15 protein-coding genes and 1 other annotated feature (1 of these 16 only partly in view) are annotated in these 19,350 nt (G+C 48.7%); of the genes, 11 read left to right on the top strand and 4 right to left on the bottom strand.

Going from position 1 to position 19,350, the window contains the following annotated elements; all coding sequences use genetic code 11:
• Positions 1–168: a binding site (T-box leader), on the top strand (it extends 54 nt beyond the left edge of the window).
• A 58-nt stretch (positions 169–226) separates the two neighbouring features.
• The 4 genes from KOG47_RS09320 to KOG47_RS09305 all read left to right on the top strand — a co-directional run bounded on the left by KOG47_RS09320 (position 227) and on the right by KOG47_RS09305 (position 5,002).
• On the top strand, positions 227–2,878 hold the full coding sequence (locus KOG47_RS09320) for a valine--tRNA ligase (protein WP_215244115.1): 2,652 nt from the start codon (positions 227–229) through the stop codon (positions 2,876–2,878).
• Positions 2,879–2,973: 95 nt separating this feature from the next.
• The gene (locus KOG47_RS09315) at positions 2,974–3,738 is read left to right on the top strand and encodes a hypothetical protein (protein WP_215244114.1); all 765 of its coding nucleotides are present in this window, start codon (positions 2,974–2,976) and stop codon (positions 3,736–3,738) included.
• Positions 3,739–3,784: 46 nt separating this feature from the next.
• Positions 3,785–4,231, top strand: a complete 447-nt coding sequence (locus KOG47_RS09310) for a GNAT family N-acetyltransferase (RefSeq protein WP_215244113.1) — start codon at positions 3,785–3,787, stop codon at positions 4,229–4,231.
• 423 nt (positions 4,232–4,654) lie between these two features.
• Positions 4,655–5,002 carry a short-chain dehydrogenase gene (locus KOG47_RS09305; protein WP_215244112.1) on the top strand — a complete coding sequence of 116 codons (348 nt, stop codon included), beginning with the start codon at positions 4,655–4,657 and terminating at the stop codon, positions 5,000–5,002.
• 60 nt (positions 5,003–5,062) lie between these two features.
• Here KOG47_RS09305 and KOG47_RS09300 read toward each other — a convergent pair whose 3' ends face one another.
• On the bottom strand, positions 5,063–6,499 hold the full coding sequence (locus KOG47_RS09300) for a protein adenylyltransferase SelO (RefSeq protein WP_215244111.1): 1,437 nt from the start codon (positions 6,497–6,499) through the stop codon (positions 5,063–5,065).
• 109 nt (positions 6,500–6,608) lie between these two features.
• Here KOG47_RS09300 and KOG47_RS09295 point away from each other — a divergent pair, with 109 nt between their 5' ends.
• From KOG47_RS09295 to KOG47_RS09285, 3 genes are all read left to right on the top strand, one after another.
• The gene (locus KOG47_RS09295; protein ID WP_215244110.1) at positions 6,609–7,811 is read left to right on the top strand and encodes a bifunctional folylpolyglutamate synthase/dihydrofolate synthase; all 1,203 of its coding nucleotides are present in this window, start codon (positions 6,609–6,611) and stop codon (positions 7,809–7,811) included.
• A gap of 92 nt (positions 7,812–7,903) precedes the next feature.
• Positions 7,904–11,638 carry a DUF5057 domain-containing protein gene (locus tag KOG47_RS09290; protein WP_251131825.1) on the top strand — a complete coding sequence of 1,245 codons (3,735 nt, stop codon included), beginning with the start codon at positions 7,904–7,906 and terminating at the stop codon, positions 11,636–11,638.
• A gap of 22 nt (positions 11,639–11,660) precedes the next feature.
• Complete coding sequence (locus KOG47_RS09285) at positions 11,661–12,305, top strand: hypothetical protein (protein ID WP_215244109.1); 645 nt, start codon at positions 11,661–11,663, stop codon at positions 12,303–12,305.
• 46 nt (positions 12,306–12,351) lie between these two features.
• Here the strand turns inward: KOG47_RS09285 and KOG47_RS09280 are convergent, their stop codons facing one another.
• From KOG47_RS09280 to KOG47_RS09270, 3 genes are read right to left on the bottom strand one after another with little or no spacing between them, the layout of a single operon-like run.
• The gene (locus KOG47_RS09280; protein WP_215244108.1) at positions 12,352–14,001 is read right to left on the bottom strand and encodes a hypothetical protein; all 1,650 of its coding nucleotides are present in this window, start codon (positions 13,999–14,001) and stop codon (positions 12,352–12,354) included.
• 16 nt (positions 14,002–14,017) lie between these two features.
• Positions 14,018–14,581 carry a prepilin-type N-terminal cleavage/methylation domain-containing protein gene (locus KOG47_RS09275; RefSeq protein WP_251131824.1) on the bottom strand — a complete coding sequence of 188 codons (564 nt, stop codon included), beginning with the start codon at positions 14,579–14,581 and terminating at the stop codon, positions 14,018–14,020.
• On the bottom strand, positions 14,529–14,984 hold the full coding sequence (locus KOG47_RS09270) for a type IV pilus modification PilV family protein (protein ID WP_047795513.1): 456 nt from the start codon (positions 14,982–14,984) through the stop codon (positions 14,529–14,531). The genes KOG47_RS09275 and KOG47_RS09270 overlap by 53 nt, the downstream gene beginning before the upstream one ends.
• Positions 14,985–15,141: 157 nt before the next feature.
• Here KOG47_RS09270 and KOG47_RS09265 point away from each other — a divergent pair, with 157 nt between their 5' ends.
• Genes KOG47_RS09265 through KOG47_RS09250 form a run of 4 tightly spaced genes read left to right on the top strand, consistent with a single transcriptional unit; the run spans position 15,142 to position 19,345 of the window.
• Positions 15,142–16,356 carry a G5 domain-containing protein gene (locus KOG47_RS09265; protein ID WP_214817496.1) on the top strand — a complete coding sequence of 405 codons (1,215 nt, stop codon included), beginning with the start codon at positions 15,142–15,144 and terminating at the stop codon, positions 16,354–16,356.
• The gene (locus KOG47_RS09260; RefSeq protein WP_047795511.1) at positions 16,353–16,643 is read left to right on the top strand and encodes a hypothetical protein; all 291 of its coding nucleotides are present in this window, start codon (positions 16,353–16,355) and stop codon (positions 16,641–16,643) included. The genes KOG47_RS09265 and KOG47_RS09260 overlap by 4 nt, the downstream gene beginning before the upstream one ends.
• A 1-nt stretch (position 16,644) precedes the next feature.
• Positions 16,645–18,315 carry a GspE/PulE family protein gene (locus KOG47_RS09255; RefSeq protein ID WP_159561978.1) on the top strand — a complete coding sequence of 557 codons (1,671 nt, stop codon included), beginning with the start codon at positions 16,645–16,647 and terminating at the stop codon, positions 18,313–18,315.
• Positions 18,308–19,345 carry a type IV pilus twitching motility protein PilT gene (locus KOG47_RS09250; protein WP_031421415.1) on the top strand — a complete coding sequence of 346 codons (1,038 nt, stop codon included), beginning with the start codon at positions 18,308–18,310 and terminating at the stop codon, positions 19,343–19,345. The genes KOG47_RS09255 and KOG47_RS09250 overlap by 8 nt, the downstream gene beginning before the upstream one ends.
• Positions 19,346–19,350: the final 5 nt, after the last annotated feature.

Genomic DNA, 19,350 nt, shown 5'->3' with positions numbered 1-19,350 from the left:
CCGCTTGGTGAAAGGTTGCGAGGGATGGACGCGGAAGTCGCCTCGGAGCTGACTTTCTGAATGGAGTAGGAAAGTTCGGTCCATCGACCGTTATTCGATTTTGAGGGCGCCATTTTTTGGCGAACTAAGGTGGTACCGCGGAAGATCACGGCTTCTTTCGTCCTTAGCATATAGGACGAGAGAAGCCGTTTTTGTGTTCACCAATAAGATAGAGGAGGCGCTACACATGGCCCATGAGACAAATGAAATCACCATGCCGACGAAGTACGACCCAAGTGCGACGGAGTCAAAATGGTACGACTACTGGTTAGAGAACGATGTATTTAAAGCAGACGAGGACGATTCGAAACAACCGTACACGATTGTCATCCCACCACCGAACGTTACCGGGAAACTTCACCTCGGTCACGCCTGGGACACGACGCTTCAAGACTTGTTGACACGTCTCAAGCGTATGCAAGGCTATGACGTGCTCTGGCTCCCAGGGATGGACCACGCCGGAATCGCGACACAAGCGAAAGTCGAGCAAAAACTCCGTGAAGAAGGCGTCATGCGTTACGACCTCGGACGTGAGAAGTTCCTCGAGAAGACGTGGGAATGGAAAGACGAGTACGCGAAGACGATTCGCGACCAATGGTCAAAACTTGGTCTCGGTCTCGACTACTCGCGTGAGCGCTTCACACTCGACGAAGGGCTCTCAAAAGCCGTTCAAGAAGTATTCGTCCGTCTTTATGAAAAAGGCTTGATTTACCGTGGCGAATACATCGTTAACTGGGACCCGGCTCAAAAGACGGCCGTTTCAGATATCGAGGTCATTTACCAAGAAGTCGAGGGTGCATTCTATCACATGAAATACCCACTCGCTGACGGTTCGGGTCACATCGAGATCGCGACGACACGTCCCGAGACGATGCTCGGTGATACGGCGGTTGCCGTCAACCCGAAAGATGAGCGTTACACACACCTCATCGGCAAGACGATCATGCTTCCAGTCATGAACCGTGAAATCCCGATCGTTGCCGACGACTATGTCGACATGGAGTTCGGTACAGGTTGCGTGAAGATCACGCCAGCACACGACCCGAACGACTTTGAAATCGGAAACCGCCACGAGCTTCCACGCATCCTCGTCATGGATGAAGGCGGGAAGATGAACGAGAATGCTGGTAAGTACGAAGGGCTCGACCGCTTCGAATGCCGCAAGCAACTCGTCAAAGACCTTGAGGCGGACGGCACACTCGTGAAGATTGAGCCGCACACGCACTCGGTTGGTCACTCAGAGCGTTCAGGCGCAGTCATCGAGCCATACCTTTCGAAACAATGGTTTGTTGACATGGAGCCACTCGCGAAAGCGGCACTTGAGGCACAAGGAAACGACGACACGAAAGTCAACTTCGTCCCAGAACGCTTCGAAGGCACATACCTCCGTTGGATGGAGAACATCCGCGACTGGTGTATCAGCCGTCAACTTTGGTGGGGCCACCGCATCCCGGCTTGGTACCATAACGAAACAGGAGAAGTGTATGTAGGGAAAGAAGCGCCAGCGGACAGTGAGAACTGGACACAAGACGAAGACGTCCTCGACACATGGTTCTCGTCAGCACTTTGGCCGTTCTCAACAATGGGCTGGCCGGATGCGGACGCACCGGACTTCAACCGTTACTTCCCGACGAGCGCGCTCGTCACGGGATACGACATCATCTTCTTCTGGGTATCACGGATGATCTTCCAATCACTCGAGTTCACAGGGAAGCAACCGTTCAACGACGTCCTCATCCACGGTCTCATCCGTGACTCGGAAGGACGCAAGATGTCGAAATCACTCGGTAACGGCGTTGACCCGATGGAAGTCATCGACCAGTATGGAGCGGATTCACTCCGTTGGTTCCTCCTCACAGGTTCGACACCAGGGAACGACCTTCGTTTCTATTGGGAGAAGATCGAGTCGACATGGAACTTTGCGAACAAGATTTGGAACGCAAGTCGTTTCGCGCTCATGAACATGGATGGACTCAAAGTCGAAGACATCGACCTAACGGGTGAGAAGACGCTTGCTGACAAGTGGATCTTGACACGCTTGAACGACACGATTGACCAAGTGACACGCCTCGTCGACAAGTACGAGTTCGGTGAAGCCGGTCGTTACTTGTACAACTTCATCTGGGAAGAGTTCTGTAACTGGTACATCGAGATGGCGAAACTCACGCTCTACGGTGAGGACGAAGCGGCGAAGCACACGACACGTTCGGTCCTCGCGCATACGCTCGATTCGATCATGCGTCTCATGCATCCGTTCATGCCGTTCCTCACAGAAGAAATTTGGCAACACTTGCCGCACGAAGGCGATTCAATCGTTCGTGCAAGCTACCCGACGAGTCGTGACGACCTTCACTTTGCGGATTCGGTTCCAGCGTTTGAAGCTGTGATGAACGTCATCCGCTCGGTTCGTAACATCCGTGCCGAAGTGAACGCACCGATGTCGAAACCAATTCAGCTCTTCATCTCGACGAGCGATGATGCGACACAAGGTTACTTGAGCGCGAATGAAATGACGATCGGCAAGTTCACGAATGCGACAGAGCTTGAAATCGGACGTGGTCTCACGGCCCCGGACAAGTCGATGTCAGCAATCATGACGGGAGCAGAGCTCTTCATCCCGCTCGCAGACCTCATCAACTTCGAAGAAGAAATCGCTCGTCTTGAAAAAGAAGTGGCGAAGTATGAGAAAGAAGTCGAGCGCGTGCAGAAGAAACTCGGAAACCAAGGCTTCATCGCCAAGGCGCCGGCTCACGTCATCGACGAAGAGAAAGCAAAAGAAAAAGACTACCTCGACAAGCGTGACGCGGTCCGCGCCCGTTTGGAAGAGTTGCGTAAGTAAGACTCACACCTTCTTTGGAGATTGATTCTCTGAAGAAGGTTTTTTTTGTGTTTTGGTAGAATTTGGAGATATGGGCGTAGAAAAGGGGATATGAGATGAGACGAATCGGGGTAATATGTATTCTTGTCTTGGGACTAGCGGGGTGTATGACACCAAAAGAGACGAAATCTATCGAAACAGTGGATGTGATGGATGTGGAAGAGATTGAGAAGGAGAGAGTGATTGATGAATCCCAATTTCCAGACGTAGAAGTGACGGGGACGACGATTGTTGAAGTGCCAGCAAGAACGAAACAGATTTCAGATGCCGTTGTGGCACAAACGACCCTTCAATATGAAGATGGGTCGACGAGACATTTATCGAAAGATCACATTTTAACGGAGACGATGGTCGGAGGAATTGGTTTAGTTGCGATGACCGTCCCTGACCGTGAGAACCCGTTTGGCGTATTCATTTACGATGTGAGAAATGAGTGGGCGCAGCGTGGAATGCAACGTTTCGGGATTCCAGAAACATCATCAGCGTTCGTTCACGGATTAGATCTTCCTAATAAAGAGATGGAGGCCATCAGTACGGATTATTCAGGTAGCGATTGGTCGGTGAAGCTTTGGACGTTATATGACGAGACACGCCTCATCAGTATCATTGTGACGGATTCTTTCACTGAAGTAGAAGGGGAGATGTCGGAACAGCCAGAACCGTATGTTTTGGAACAATCATATGGGAACGGTTTATACTATTTATCACAAGGAAGACTGATTATCGTGACAGGAAATATCTCAGAAGAAGAGTTATTGGTACTCACTGACTCGCTACCGGAACCTTCGTCTGTATCGTTTCCGTTTCATGATCCGGAGTAAAGATGAACACGCACACTTATAGAACCGATGAAAAGGAGGGGGCCTGTTGCTCAATCGAAAGGAAATGATTCTACGAATTCGTACTGCTGAAATGAATGATGTAGCTGCACTGTCAGAATTAATGGGAGAGTTGGGATACCCGACTACAGAAAAGCAGATGGCAATCCGTTTGATGAATATTCAACAAGATTCGAATTATCACACATTTGTAGCGGTGGAAAATCAAGAAATTGTAGGGATGATTGGTTTTTTTAGAGGAGTGTCTTATGAAGTAGATGCATCCTACATTCGAATCATTGCTCTTGTAGTGAAGGCATCTCATCAAAAAAATGGGATAGGGGCTTCTTTAGTGAATCATGTTCAAGAGTGGGCACATCAACATGGCATAATGAAAATAGCGGTCAATACAGGAAATCGACGAACGGGTTCACACGTATTCTACAAAAAGATGGGCTTTGATGGAACAGGGACAGGCTATTATAAGTCCATTTAGTAGGAGATAAAGAAAGCATTTTTCAAATTCAAATTGGAGCAGAAAAAACGATGGAAGGACGTCATATATTTTGCCAATCCATGAATTCGATACATGGCATCGAGAGTTAGATTTACCAATCTACGTATCAAATCATCCTACATATACGAAGGTTCATGACGAATTGATCCAGGAATTGATGGAGGCGCGTTCGATTGTACGTACCTACTATCATTCATACGATCGCCTTCGGTTTGGATTGTGTTATCACGGCATAACCATTATCCCAAACGAATCTTTGCCACATCTTTACGAGATTGTCATAGAATCACAATCTTCAATCATGCCGAGGAGTTGAATGACTTGGCAACCCTCATTCTCTCAGCTCAACGCGAAGGAATGGATGTAGTTCATTTTGGTATATAAAGATATGGGGGGAGTATTGTGTCTTATTATCACGAATTTGGAATAATCGATTCCATTCATGGGGAAGAGCTTCATGTGCAGTATATACCGGAAAGATACGGATGTGTTGTGGTGGATGGGGAAGAAGTGGAGCAATGGATTGAACAGTTAAGTGACATGCGCACATTCTTTCACTCATATCATTGTCCTGGCCATGGATTGGATGAGTGCGGCATTACATTGATTCCGCATGCATCTTTATCATTCTTTTTTGAAGTCGTGTTGAATAGAATGAACAATCAGGCAACTTCGGAATTGGGGCAGCTGATTATAAAAATTATCAAGGCGCGAGATGAAGGGAAAGATATGATTCATTTTGGTCTTTGAATTAAAATGTAAGGTAAAACAATCCCTCGAACAGATTGAAGTGTTCGAGGGATTGTTTTATCACGTGCCACAAAACGTTTGATACGGATACGTTCGTGGTGGACCTGCCGATATATATTCAGCCGGTTTGTCGTAGTTATATGGGTCACGCAAAATGGTGAGTAGTGACTCGGTCGGTCCGAAGTCACCGCGTTCTGCTGCTTGAATCGCTTTTTCAACATGATGATTTCGGGGAATGACGGCCGGGTTATATTGGCGCATGATTCGACTGACGTCCTCGTCCGGGAGACCTTGCTCACTCAAACGTTTCTGCCAAGCGTCAATCCACGCCTTCCCATCTTCCCGGGTTGAGAATGGGAGAGATTCACTCTCACCAAGCGTCAGCGAACGGAACGTATTCGTATAATCTGCCTCCGTCTCCATCATCAAGCGAAGCAGTTCATCCGTTAGCTCATCGTCACCATCTTTTCGGACGAATAGGCCAATCTTATGTGCGAGTCCGGTAAAGTACGCTTCTTTATACAACTCGGTATAACGGGTGAGTTGCTTGTTCGCGACATCAACCGCTTCTTCTTTCGTTTCGCCAAGGAGCGGCAGCAACGTCTCCGCCAGTCGGGCGAGGTTCCAAGACCCGATATATGGTTGATTCGCATAGGCGTAACGTCCCTCTCGGTCGATCGAGCTGAAGACCGTCTCCGGATGATACGTGTCCATGAACGCGCATGGTCCGTAATCTAGACCTTCTCCGCTGATGAACATATTGTCCGTATTCATCACCCCATGAATGAACCCGATGAGTTGCCAGTTGGCAATCAGTCTCGCCTGTCTTTCGACGACGCGTCCGAGGAATTGTTCATAGCGATTCGTTGCATCGATCAAGTCTGGATCGTGTCGTTTGATTGCTACTTCAGTAAGAGCGATGACGTCATCGATGGAGCCGGCGCCTGCTGCGAATTGGAATGTTCCGACACGAAGATGACTTGAGGCGACCCGAGTCAGGATCGCTCCATGCTTCGGACCTTGACGCATGATGGCTTCCCCTGTCTGAACGACGGCGAGCGCCCGGTTCGTCGGAATGCCGAGGGCGTGCATCGCCTCGCTGATGATGAACTCGCGTACCATTGGCCCGAGTGCGGCTCGTCCGTCGCCCCCTCTAGAATACTCCGTCGGTCCAGAACCCTTCAGTTGCACATCGACACGCTTCCCGTTCGGAGTCACATGTTCCCCGAGCATGAGGGCGCGTCCGTCCCCGAGCATCGTCAAGTTGCCGAATTGGTGTCCAGCGTATGCTTGTGAGAAAGACGTCTCTGTTTGACGATTGCCGGCAAGTAAATCGATGTCTTGTTTGAGGCTTTGCGCATCAAGGCCGAGCGAAGCGGCTAATGGATCGTTAAACAAGACGAGTGTCGGATTGTCGACCGGATGGATGGGCCCACGGTCGTAAAAGATGTCACGTAGTTCGAGGTAAGTCGCCTCGAAGTTCCAGTCAGTTGTCATGGCGCATGCCTCCTTCTTCGCTTCGAGTATAGCACAGACTGTTTTCCATAACGGCTGTCGTGAATTTTGATAAGATGAAACAGAAGTGTAAACAGTAGGAGTGTGGAAGATGAAGACGAGACAAGATGTATTCGATTGGTTGAGTGGACAGCTTCGCTTCGGGATCAAACCGGGTCTTGAGCGGATGAGCTGGATGATTGAGCAGTTAGGGTTAGAAGAACGCCGATCCATCCATGTGGCCGGGACGAACGGAAAAGGGTCGACCGTCGCGTTTTTACGGGCGATGGCGATGGAGAACGGCTTATCCGTCGGCACATTCACTTCCCCTTATATCATTCAGTTCGAGGAGCGAATCATGTTGAACGGCGAACCGATTCCGGAAGACGCGCTCGTCGACGTGGCAAATCGAGTCAAAACGTGTGCGGACAAAGCACCAGAGACGTTGACGGAGTTCGAACTCTTGACGATGATGGCATGGTGCTATTTTGATGACACACGTCCAGACTTGATCATTTGGGAAGTCGGTCTCGGGGGCCGTCTCGATTCGACGAACGTATTGAAGCAGCCACTCGCGACGATCGTCACGTCAATTGGACATGACCATCAAGGGATTCTCGGCGATACGCTTGAAGAAATTGCGCTGGAAAAGTACGGCATCATGAAACGTGGCGTGCCGATGTTCCATAGTATCGAGAAGAAATCGTTGATTGAGTTGTTGCATCAAAGAGGGGACGATGTAGGTTCTTCCATTCAAGATGTTCGTCCAATCGTGAAGAAGATTGTGGACGGGGCAGAGACCGTCGTGACGTATGAGGATACGCCATCTGTCGTGCTCGGCTTGACGGGGCATCATCAAGCATACAACGGGGCGTGCGCCGTGGCGGTTGCGCGTCACCTCGGCTGGAGTGATGACGCAATCCGAAGAGGTCTCGAGCGAGCACGGCATCCTGGGCGGTATGAGCTCGTCTCCAAACGACCGCGTATCATTTTAGACGGGGCACATAATCCGGAAGGCATCGAGGCCTTGGTTTTACAAGCCAAATATGAGACAGACGTGGCAGTGTTGACGGCGATTTTAGAAGATAAAGACCGTGACAAGATGATTCACGCGCTTCAAGAAATTGGAGACGTTTACGAAACGACATTTGACTTTCCGCGTGCTAGAACGAAAGCCCAACTAGAGAAAGATGGGGCGCGCTTTGTCGAATGGAAAGCATGGCTACAGAATTGGGTCGAGTCGCCGACAAGCGAGACGTTGATTGTGACCGGGTCTCTTTATTTCATCAGTGAAGTGAGACGTTTCCTAAGCTAAAACATTTACCTGATGTCAAAGAAATAGATGTATATTTTTTCAAGTGGGTGGGATAATTAGTAGTGAAGACTAAAAATAGGGAGGACTATTCATTGCGTAAACTCATGCAATACATAGCGGTTCTCGTATTAATCATATCCATTATTCCACAGAGAGTAGTTGCGGAGACCAATCAACCGATTTTAAACGTGTTGGTTCTTCGTGATGCTTTTACTGCTTCGAAAGTACTTTCAGTGACTGAATACAATAATGCGGTGAATTCGTATCGTGCTTCACTGAATGTAAATACTGCAAAAGTGAATGCGCAATTCATGACAATTAAACAATTTAACGCATCCCGTTTTCCGATGACAGGTGCATTCGATGCGGTCATGATTGGGAGCAGTCCTTTAACTGAGAAATATAAAAATGGGGCGCTTGTCGTCAACTCGAAAAATCATGACACGACAAATCAATTGAACGATTTGACAGAATTGAAAGCTACGGAACTATTTAATACAGTTGTCCGTGTCGGCTTGCCGCTTCTGATGCATGAGGATGCTGCGAACGGCGATACACAGTTAAAACGCTTGGCAGCCTATCAACGTGATTATGCGAACGTGAAAGTCTTTAATCGAAATGATCAACAGAATGTCGATCGTGAGATGGCGCAGCAGTTGAATCAACTCACCATTTCCCGTCCGAGATTTCAATCAACTGAAGTGAAGTACAACAATCAGTCGATTAGCAATCAGACGATTCAAGTAAAAGATGGTGTCCGTCATCCAATCAACTTTGCCTATACTTTATCGCAACCACCAACTCCTTCGGCATTCGTAGAATTGTATATCGATTACGACCATAACGATCGATTTGATGCGGATGAAAAAGTCATTGAGCAACAGGCAAAAGAATCGGGAACGCTCAATTTCACATTATCGCGTCCGACGTTTAGCGGACCGAAGAACTGGATGCTCGTCGTCAAGGATTCGTTGACAGGTCGAGCGGATTATCGTAAGGGGAGTATTCTTTACCTCGATGAAAAAGTGAAAGCGAACATCTTACAGCTCACTGCAGGAACTGGCACGAACGGAAGAATTTCAAGCTATTTATCTAATATGTTAGTAGACCCGTCTGGGAATTATGAATTCAATTTAACGGACGGTACAACGAGTCAGTTTGAGGGTGGTACTTATGATCAGGCATTACTCAATAACGACTACGATATGCTGATCTTTGGTTTCCAAGATTCGTACAACGTTTATGGAAGCATGAATGCTGCGGCCACTGCGAAAGTTAAACGTTTCAGTGAAACAGGACAAGGCGTCATGTTGACGCACGATACGATTTTCCGTACGAATAGTTCGTCATCGCCTACGTCCGAGTGGGAACGTCAATTTGTGAATGCCAATCCTTCACTGAATATCTCAGGGCAAAAAATGTACACGAACATGGGATTTGGTGCTCCTGAAACAACCAATAAGGCAGTCAAGGTACAGGATGGGATTTTCACTTCTTATCCGTATCGCCTCGACGATTCGATTAAAAATATCTCAAATACCCATAACCAATATTTCACACTCGATTTGAATGATCCGGATGTGACGCCTTGGTACAACCTGTATTCAACAGGTGGAAATCGTGTATATGGAGATGCAAACAATCATTACTATACGTATACAAAAAACAATTTCACCTACTCCGGTGCTGGGCACACAAACAAGTTTTCGGTAGAAGATGAGAAGAAAATCTTCATCAATACGATGTATCGCGCCTTTATCGGAGCAAATCATAAACCTTACAACGTGATTGAGTCCGTCAGTGATTCAAACCAGTCCTATACTTCTGCTGATTTAAAAGCCGGGTCTGTCGAAGTGACTGCGGGACAAGATGTCAAATTGATGTGGCGGCCGAGCGATTATGACTTCCAAGACTTGTTCCTCAATTCAACAATCACGTATAACGGGAAACAGGTCGCATTCGATAACTTACGCAACTACGAAGTTAAAGAGTTTACGATTCCGGCAGCGGATGTTGTCGCAGATCGGCCGATTGAAGTGAAAATCGAGACGTCCGATCAACGGAATGCGAAGGTGATCGATACGTTCACCATCAACGTCAAACGTGCGGAGAATGTTTCCGACTTGATTCAAGTGTCCCGTTCGATTGACCCGTCGACAATCAACTTGTACGAAACGGGAACGATTCACTATCAAGTTCAATATCCTGAACGTTTCGATCGATTGCCGAATCAGTTGGGCGATAAGTTTTTACGAGTGGATTCAACCTCTTTCTCAGAAAAACTGCCAAGTCAACTCGAAGTCGTGGCGATTCGTGACGCGAACGGAAATGAATATCCTGTCACGAAGCCGAATGAAATCAAGTTACAGTTGAAGCCGGACTTGTACTATGAACGAAATGGGAACACGAACATTTTCCTTCCGAACGATAGTGGAGACCGGACCGTGAAGTTTGAAGTAGTCGTCCGAGCCATCGAGCCTTCTGCCTCACTCATCCAGTTGAAAAAAGCGGATAACCAATTAACGACGTTAATTGAGTATTCGAAGAAGCAAGATCACATTTTAGATAAACTTAACGACTGGGATAAGGAATTAGAGGTTCAATCATCGTTCCCAGACTTGCTGATCAATATCGGGGCGCCGTATGCGTATGAAGCGAAGATTCCTGACGTCACCTTACAAATTGGGGCACAGCAAATTGTGAGTCCGACCATCACGGATGCGAAAGGAAACACCTTTACGAACCCGAAATGGAGTAGCTTGAAGTGGGAAATCGTCGATGCGAGCGGTGTCGCGAGACTCGTCACGCAAGGGAACAATGCGATTGTGACCGGTTTGAAAACAGGAACTGCGAAGTTGCGATTGACAATCGATCCGGGCGATAAGAGACCCCTTGTCGTAGCGGAGTCGAAAGTCAATGTAATCAGTCCACCTGAGCAACTTACTATTCAGTCGAAAGAGTTGTATGTCGGTCAAACGACTACGGTCACACCAAAAATCATGCCCGAAACGGCTCAATACAAGTCGGTTCGCTATGTCGTCGAATCTGGGGATAGTGTGAAGTTTGAACAAGTTGGCAACAACTTGAACATCATTGGACTGAAACCAGGTACGACTCAGTTTAAGGCGACTGTGGATGTCGGTGACCTCTTCGGTGGCTTGAATATCGCTACTCCGAGCACCGTCTTTACCATCCAAGTCAAGGCACCATCCTTGAGCCAAACGCCGAGCCAACTCGACCTTTGGGTATGGGATAGTTTGGATGAAGAAAAACGCGTGAACGAAGTCGCCTCGATTCAAGTGACCTCAACACCAACCGTATCCATTCCGTTTGAACGAATCGGGTCCATCCCATCTGCTTTGACGGTGACACAAAGTGCGACAGGATATGAATTACGTGCCAACCATGGTTACGGAAATAATGGTGTCGTGACTGACATTCCAATTCAGACGACATTCGATGACAATGCGTTACGAAACATTCGTTCGAACACGTCGATTGTCCGTGTCAACGAATACCCGAACCAATTGATGTCAAAAGACATGACAATCAATATTGGTGAAGGGACGGCACCACGACTACCTCTTCTTGATTACTGGCCTACGACTTCGACTTGGCGTGACTATCGCATGGAGATTGTATCCGGCGAAGAATATGTTCAAGTGAGTGGATCAGGAAAAGAGTTGATTCCAGTGAAACCTGGTGTGGCGAAAGTGGAAGTCTACACGACGCTTCCGGCTGGAAAACCGTTTGAAGCCGTGAAGGACACGTTTTATGTACGCATCATCCAAACGAATGCCTCGGGACAGGATGATGACCGTTATTAAGTGAATGGCAGAAAGTTGGCGAATGATGAATCGCAAGCGAATAATGATTGGCATCACCGGATTGATTCTCGTCATCGGATTGGGAGGGCTCCTGTACTGGAGTCAATCCCAACCCGAGCTCTCGCAGTTATCCGGTGACGAGTTAGTGAAAGAAGTGAGTCAACGCTCTTCGGTGACAGAAGAAGAATTGACAGATTTACAGGCAAGGGAAGAATGGGAGGCCGTCCGACTTGTTTTAGAGGACCAAAAAGTTGTGCCGACAGCCGAACAATTCGCCACAGCAGTGACGCTCGCACCTCTAGACGTGATTGAAGCATACTTCGAGCAAGGGATTGACCCGTTCGAGGAAGTGGAAGGGATTCCCGTTATCACACCATTGTTCAGTGCGAACGGCAGTCCGGATCAATGGAAGTTGGCGATGCGTTATGTTGAAGACGATCGACTTCTTGGCATCGCGGTCGACTCGTTGAACCTTGATGCGGTCAAAGAACTCCTCGGACAAGGCTATATGATTCAAGATACCGAATCGGTGTTATTGCAGCCAGTCCGTCACAATCAGGTCGAGTTGACGCAACTGCTTCTCGATAACGGCGCGCAATGGACGAAAGCAATGGAACAGATGGCCAAAGACTACAACTCGGACCTCATTTTAAAGATGGGGAACTAAAAAAATCGGCTTCTTCTCAATCAGAGAGGAAGCCGATTTTTTGAATTCATTTCAATTGAACCGGATGACTGACGAAGAATTGAAGTTGATTCGTGACCGGTAATGTTTCAAGTTGATTGAACACGGAATCGTTATACGTCAGTTTTAATCGAGACTTTTCGGCTTCGTGAGCTGGAACTTGACGGTCGAAGTTCTCAGCTGGGCTTAAGCCGTTGCCCCCAGTAAATTCCCCTCTAAAGACGTTCACTTCGAGTGGTCCTTTACTGTACAGACCTCCGTTGACTTCGAGAATAGATCCGACCGCATACACATAGGTCGGTTCGTTCGAGTCACTATACATGAACGCCTGGAGCGTCGTCGGAGTGTCATCAAACTCGTTGATTCGGTTCAACAGAATCTTTCCTTTGGATAACAGGATGAGTGAGTTCCCTTTGTCTGCATCAATCGGAAGAATATTGGCTCGGTCGATGAACGTATCACCGAGCGTGTAGACTGTCGAACTGAAGGAGACGTTCCCTTTAATGGTCAAGTCACCACGTACGATCAGTGGCCGTGCAATCGTCAGCTTCTCGAGTGATTCAATGACGACGTCCCCGTCGAAAAGAAGCGGGGCATTCGACTCGGTGATGGATTCCGTGACATACATGGCGCGATCCGAAATGGCATCCGGTAATGTCACGATGGTCGGGTCGGTGAGGGCGTTGTAGGCATCCGCCCGTAAGTACGAAGTCGGGCGTTCGATAATAGATGTCCCATCTTCCGAGAGCACGCGCTCGAGTTCGAACACTTGATTGGTCGAGCGAATCAGACCTTCTTCAAAGATTATTGAATCGACGTCATTTGTGTATGCGAGCGGTGTGTCGAGTCGTCGATTTAAAAATTCGATGATTGAGTAGTCGTATTGGAATGGAGAAAAGCGACTCGGGGACACCCCGGCGTCTGCCTTCTCGCCAGCTTGTTCCGGACCTACCGTGAAGTAGTTCTCTTGCTGGCAACTCAAGCAATCGCTCAATTCGACTAAATCGATTCGGCCATTCAAGTGAAGACGACTAGAATCGACATTTTCAATCTGCTTCGCCACACCATCCAATTGGAAGTTCGCTTGACGCATGAAAGCGAGAGGACCACCTGAATAGATATTTCCTTGAATCGTCGGCATGCCGTTCACGTCCAACTGTTGGTCGGACCCGAGGACGTAGTATAAAAAGGACGGGAGAGCCGTCAAGTATAAGTCTTGCGTGTATTCAACGGTAAGCATCGGTTGTTCCGGATTCACTTGTCGCGATGCCGTGACGTTCACTTGGAGAATCGTCGTGAACGGCGCCGTCTGAATGGCGGTATCCGTAGCATCTTTCTTCAGCTCGATGGAATAGCGGACCTCACTATCCGTAGTCAATGCCGTGAACGGTTCGTCACTGACGATGAGCGACTGAACCTTGCTTTGGAATGCCGCTTCCGATTCCATATGAGTCGGGACTTCCGCTTCTCCGTGAAGCGGGAACTGGGTCCGAACCTCATCGGCGATGAGGCGAAGTGCGCTTTTCGCATCTTCATTCAGTTGAGTATCTTCTGTACGGATGACCGTCAATTTATTCGACGCCAAGTTGACTTGCATGGCGGCGAGCGAGAGGACGGCGAGAGCCGCCATCGTCACGAGAACAAGCACGAGAACATATCCGTCTTCACGTTTTCGCATCAGGATGCCTCCTTTCTTAGAATGGGATGGAGCTTTCAAATGTCGTAACAGAATCGGAATCGTTTGATTGAGTCAAATCCAACTCGATTTCGATGAGTCCACCGGTCATGTAAGTCGGGCGTCTCGGATCGAACACGGGATCTTTTAACTGGATGGTCATCCGTTCGACTGTGATTTGTGGATTAGAAGGCGTAAACGAATCCTCTGAGAGAACCAAGTCGGTCGGGACGTATCCCGCCTCCCGGTAAATCATTCCGGTTTCCGATATGTCTGGAGCGGACAATCGATAAAATTGAAACGAGCCGTCCACTTCCGTCACGGCGTCGAATTCGGTCCGGTTCACGTCAGAGAGCACGGAGGCAATCAAATAGTCGGCCTCGCTTCGAAGGTCACTCGTCTCGTTCGTCATTTGAAAACCGAGCGTTCCAGTGATAAAGGCCGTAATGATGACGCCACTTAAAATCGAAGCGACGACGACTGTGACGAGCAACTCGACGAGCGTGAAGCCGTCTTCACGTTTCTCCATCTCAGTCAGTTGTCGGGACAGCCGTTTCAGGGAACGGTTCGCGCAATGTCGCATTCGAAATGACTCCTTTCAAGGTGACGGGCGTTTGCAAACGGTCGGTCGTCACCGAAATTTCAACTTCAATTGTATGTCCGGGTGAAGTGGACAGCGATTGAATGGTTGCGATATACGTATCCCCATGGATTCGGGTATCTTCGCAGAAGTCGCACGTCGAGCTGATCCCGTCCCGATTCAACAATTGACGCAGTTCGAGCGGTTCATCAACGGACGCGGCCCGTCGATTTAAAGTATGTAACGTGTTTTGCGCCACTTGGTTCGCAATCGTTTGATTGAGGCTGTCGTGTGTCGTCTTCAAACTTTGGCTGAAAATCGAAAGTAAAGAGAATGAGACAATTGAAAGAACAACGATGGAGACGAGCACTTCGACGAGCGTAAAACCTTTTTCGGAATGCGACAAGACATTGACCTCCTATTCAAAAAAAGTAAAACAATCGGAAAATAACGTATGCAATACTGAATTAAATGTTATTTTTTGTACAATACATATTATACTAAAGTTATACGCTGAACGGATATATAGAATAGAAGTCGGATTAGACACGGGGGGATTTTACATGAAGCGGTATGGGATGCATCTTATCATTTTGATTGGACTCGTCGTACTCGTGACATTACCGACGATTGGACTCGTCAATTACTTAGATGCGTCTGCTGAGTCGAGTGCTACATACAAAAAAGATACGACGGTCGCAGGTGTCGACGTATCAGGGATGACGAAAGAAGAAGCGGACGTTCGTCTCGATAATGCGATTAAAGATTTTAATACGACACCCTTTTCAATCAATTTGATGGATGGGACGGTCATGGAGATTGGAAAAGAAGTCGTGACGTTCGATGTATCGAATACGTTAGACTCCATTAAAGATACAGGTGACTATCCGCTGTTGACATCCGTAGATGAAACGAAAGTCGAGCCTTATCTCGAAGGTCAACCCGTCACGCTGACGATGATTGCCCCGGCGTTGATGGATGCCGCATCGATGTTGGAGTCATCTGTGACATTAGAGCAAGTCGCGGCAGAAAATGAAGTCGTCGCCTCGTTCACTGTGAGCCCGACACCGGCTATGCAGTCAGCCCTTGATCGAATGAACGGATTCGAGATGGCAGCGGGAGACATCTTTAGTCTCAAATCGTTCGGAGAAGATTACGAAGCGCTCACTACATTAGGGTCTTCATTCTATCGCCTATTTGCGGCGACACCGTTCGCCATTCTCGAACGTGTGCCTCACGAAACACTTCCTTCCGGGGTAGAGCTAGGCTATGACACGAAAGTAGATGAGCGCTCGAACTTTGCTGTTCAAAACCGAGAAGACACATCATATGCCATCCTCGTTTTGAATGAAGGGGGTTCTGTGACGGTTCAATTGCTCGGTCAACCTTTTGACGCCGCTTTCGAAGCGAGAGTTGAAGAAGTGAAGACGGTACCGCATCAAAAAGTCGTTCGCTTCTCATCTTCGCTCCCGTCAGGCAGTTCATCGGTCACCCAGTCAGGTCAAGATGGACAGTCAGGTAAGCTCTACCGGGTCACTGTGACTGAAGAAGGGGAGACGTTGGAATTACTCGGGTTTGATTTTTATGCACCGACACCGGAAATCGTGACGAAGAGTTCCGTTCCGCTTCCGCCACCGGATCCGGTCGAACCGGTCATCCCGACATTCCCGGATGAGGACGAGGAAGAAGACCCGTTCCCGAATGATTCGAACGACGACCCATTTGAGGCAGAACCGCCCGTATTAGAAGAACCTGCAGAAGAGGAGGCAGTGGGATGATCGGCTATTTGATTTTACTCGGCTTTTGGGTACTCGCCACATTGACACTGTTCGCTTTATCCGTTCCGATGACGAGAAAACGTGAAACGAAGCTTGTCATCAGCCTGTGGACTGCCCTTCTGTCTGGTGGCGTCTATTTGATGGTAGAAGAATCACTCGTTCAAACATGGTGGGCATGGGTGATTCTTATCGTTGCATTGATTGGAGGGGTGGCTGCGAGCGTCTTTGTCGAAGAACGGAACGACAAGACCGAGCAGGAGGAGGCTCCTCAAAGGATGGTGAAGTAACGTGAGACGAACGAAACGAAGATTAGGTGAGATGCTCATCGAGGCTGCGCTCATTACGACGAGTCAGCTCGATGAGGCGCTTGCACAGAAGCGTCCCGGAGAAAAACTAGGGGATGCTTTAATTCGACTAAACCATATTACCGAGACACAGTTGATTCAAATGATTCATGAACAGCTGCATGTGCCAATCATTGAGTTGTACTCCTACGACATCAATGTGACGGTCACGAAGCTCGTACCGAAAGCGTTGGCACAAAAGCACGATATCATGCCATTTGAATTGAACGGGAATACGCTTCATGTCGCGACGGCCGACCCACTCGATCTCATTGCCATTGATGACGTCCGTCTTCAGACCGGGATGAACATCGAGATCGGCATCGCCACGAGAGAGCAGATTCGAAAGACGATCAGTCGTTACTACGAGATGGACCACTCCCTCGTCGAAATTTTGAAAGAAGATGCTCCCGAAATCGAACGACAAGAAACAATTAGTCGAGACGATGCACCGATTATCCGCCTCGTGAACCAATTGTTCTTAAGCGCCATCGACCAACGTGCATCGGACATCCATTTCGATCCACATGAGAAGCAACTCCACGTCCGTTTTCGAATTGATGGGGACTTGCGTACCGAGACGGTCTATCCGAAAAAGATTCAGAGCGTCATGCTGACGCGTCTTAAAGTCATGAGTAACCTCGACATCACAGAAAGTCGTCTGCCACAAGATGGACGGATCAAGTACACGCTACGCAATCGCGCCTATGATTTCCGCGTCTCGACGCTCCCGACGATGTATGGAGAGAAAATCGTTATTCGGGTCCTCGACTCATCTCAAGGACTGACCGATTTGACGAAACTCGGATTTGGCGAACGAAACGAACAGGCGTACCGTGACATGCTGAAACGTCCGAATGGAATTATCTTGATCACCGGTCCGACCGGTTCAGGGAAATCCTCGACATTGTATGCTTCGTTAAAAGAACTGAATGATGAGACGAAAAACATTATTACGGTAGAAGACCCGGTCGAGTATCAACTTGACGGCATCAACCAGGTTCAAGTCAACTCGAAAGTCGGCTTGACGTTCGCGTCAGGGCTTCGTTCGATTTTACGTCAAGACCCGAACATCGTCATGGTCGGAGAGATTCGAGACACGGAGACGGCTGAGATTGCCATTCGTGCCTCGCTCACCGGTCACCTTGTATTGTCAACGCTACATACGAATTCAGCAATCAGCTCCATCACCCGTCTCGTCGATATGGGAGTTGAGCCGTTCCTCGTCGCCGCTTCGACGACGGGACTCGTGGCACAACGACTCGTTCGACGCGTCTGTCGTGATTGTGGTCAAGTCGAACCGGTATCGAAGAGTGAACGTAGCCTGTTCGACGCTGAAGGTGTTCACATCGACCAGATTATTCGGGGTAAAGGCTGTGCGTCATGCAACTTCACAGGGTACCGTGGGCGCCTCGCCATTCACGAAGTCATCCCGATTGATGAAGGCTTGCGCCGGATGATCATGAACCAGGCGACCGAGTCTGAGATGGTCGACTATGCCAAGTCACAAGGAGCGACATTCCTGCTTGAGGACGGATTAGAAAAAGTCGCCGCCGGTTTGACGACGACTGAGGAAATATTACGAACGGTCATTACGGAGAATGCTTATGATTAATCAATCGATCGAAACCATCTTGACGAATGCGGTCGAGAAACGCGCCTCGGATATTCATCTGACAGCCGGTTCTCCTCCGATCATTCGAGTAGACGGGAGTCTTATTACGATGGGCGAGGAGAAGGTGTTGCCGCACCATCTCGAAGGATATTTAAAAGAAATCATGACCGACGATATGCGCGAACGTCTCGAGCATGAACGAGATCTTGATTTCTCGTTCGGCGTTCCACGTGTCTCCCGTTTTCGGGTCAACGCCTATTATCAACGAGGCACGATTGCCATCGCGTTCCGGTCCATTTCCGGGGAAATCCCGACTTTGAACGAACTCAATCTGCCGACGGTACTGAAGCGTCTGATTGAGAAACCACATGGTCTTATCTTGGTCACGGGTCCGACGGGTTCAGGGAAATCGACGACGCTCGCGGCGATGATTCATGAAATCAATCGGACGCAGCGAAAACGAATCATCACGCTAGAAGATCCGATCGAGTATTTACATTCCCATGACCAAAGTATTGTCGACCAACGGGAAATCGGCTCTGACGTCATGAAATTTGTGAGTGGTCTAAGGGCCGCCTTACGGCAAGACCCTGACGTCATTCTGCTCGGGGAGATGCGTGACTTGGAGACCATCTCGACGGCGATGACCGCCGCAGAGACGGGGCACCTCGTCATGGCAACGCTCCATACATCGAGTGCGATGTCGACGGTGAGTCGAATCATCGACGCGTTCCCAGCTGAGCAACAGGACCAAATCCGGACACAACTCGCGAACGTCTTACTCGGTGTCGTGAGTCAACGGTTATTTCCACGGATTGATGTGCCGAAAGGACGCGTCGCCGCCATGGAAATCATGTTAGGGAATCCGGCTGTTGCCAACTTGATTCGAAATGAAAAAGAGTTCCAGTTGCCGACCGTCATCCAGACGAGTCGCCAGCACGGGATGCAGTCGATGGATGCTGCCATCGAACAACTTGTTCGGCAAGGGATCATCAATCCGAACGCCGTCCCGACAGAAGAGATGAGGTGATGAGT

Source organism: Exiguobacterium sp. s121 (genome assembly GCF_018617245.1).
Classification (GTDB): domain Bacteria; phylum Bacillota; class Bacilli; order Exiguobacteriales; family Exiguobacteriaceae; genus Exiguobacterium; species Exiguobacterium profundum.
This window is presented reverse-complemented; position numbering and strand designations above follow the sequence as displayed.

Coding starts and splice junctions, on each gene's coding strand:
- KOG47_RS09300 (WP_215244111.1), bottom strand. CDS start 6,499: ATGACAACTGACTGGAACTTCGAGGCGACTTACCTCGAACTACGTGAC.
- KOG47_RS09275 (WP_251131824.1), bottom strand. CDS start 14,581: ATGCGACATTGCGCGAACCGTTCCCTGAAACGGCTGTCCCGACAACTG.
- KOG47_RS09280 (WP_215244108.1), bottom strand. CDS start 14,001: ATGCGAAAACGTGAAGACGGATATGTTCTCGTGCTTGTTCTCGTGACG.
- KOG47_RS09295 (WP_215244110.1), top strand. CDS start 6,609: ATGAAGACGAGACAAGATGTATTCGATTGGTTGAGTGGACAGCTTCGC.
- KOG47_RS09285 (WP_215244109.1), top strand. CDS start 11,661: ATGATGAATCGCAAGCGAATAATGATTGGCATCACCGGATTGATTCTC.
- KOG47_RS09260 (WP_047795511.1), top strand. CDS start 16,353: ATGATCGGCTATTTGATTTTACTCGGCTTTTGGGTACTCGCCACATTG.
- KOG47_RS09315 (WP_215244114.1), top strand. CDS start 2,974: ATGAGACGAATCGGGGTAATATGTATTCTTGTCTTGGGACTAGCGGGG.
- KOG47_RS09265 (WP_214817496.1), top strand. CDS start 15,142: ATGAAGCGGTATGGGATGCATCTTATCATTTTGATTGGACTCGTCGTA.
- KOG47_RS09250 (WP_031421415.1), top strand. CDS start 18,308: ATGATTAATCAATCGATCGAAACCATCTTGACGAATGCGGTCGAGAAA.
- KOG47_RS09320 (WP_215244115.1), top strand. CDS start 227: ATGGCCCATGAGACAAATGAAATCACCATGCCGACGAAGTACGACCCA.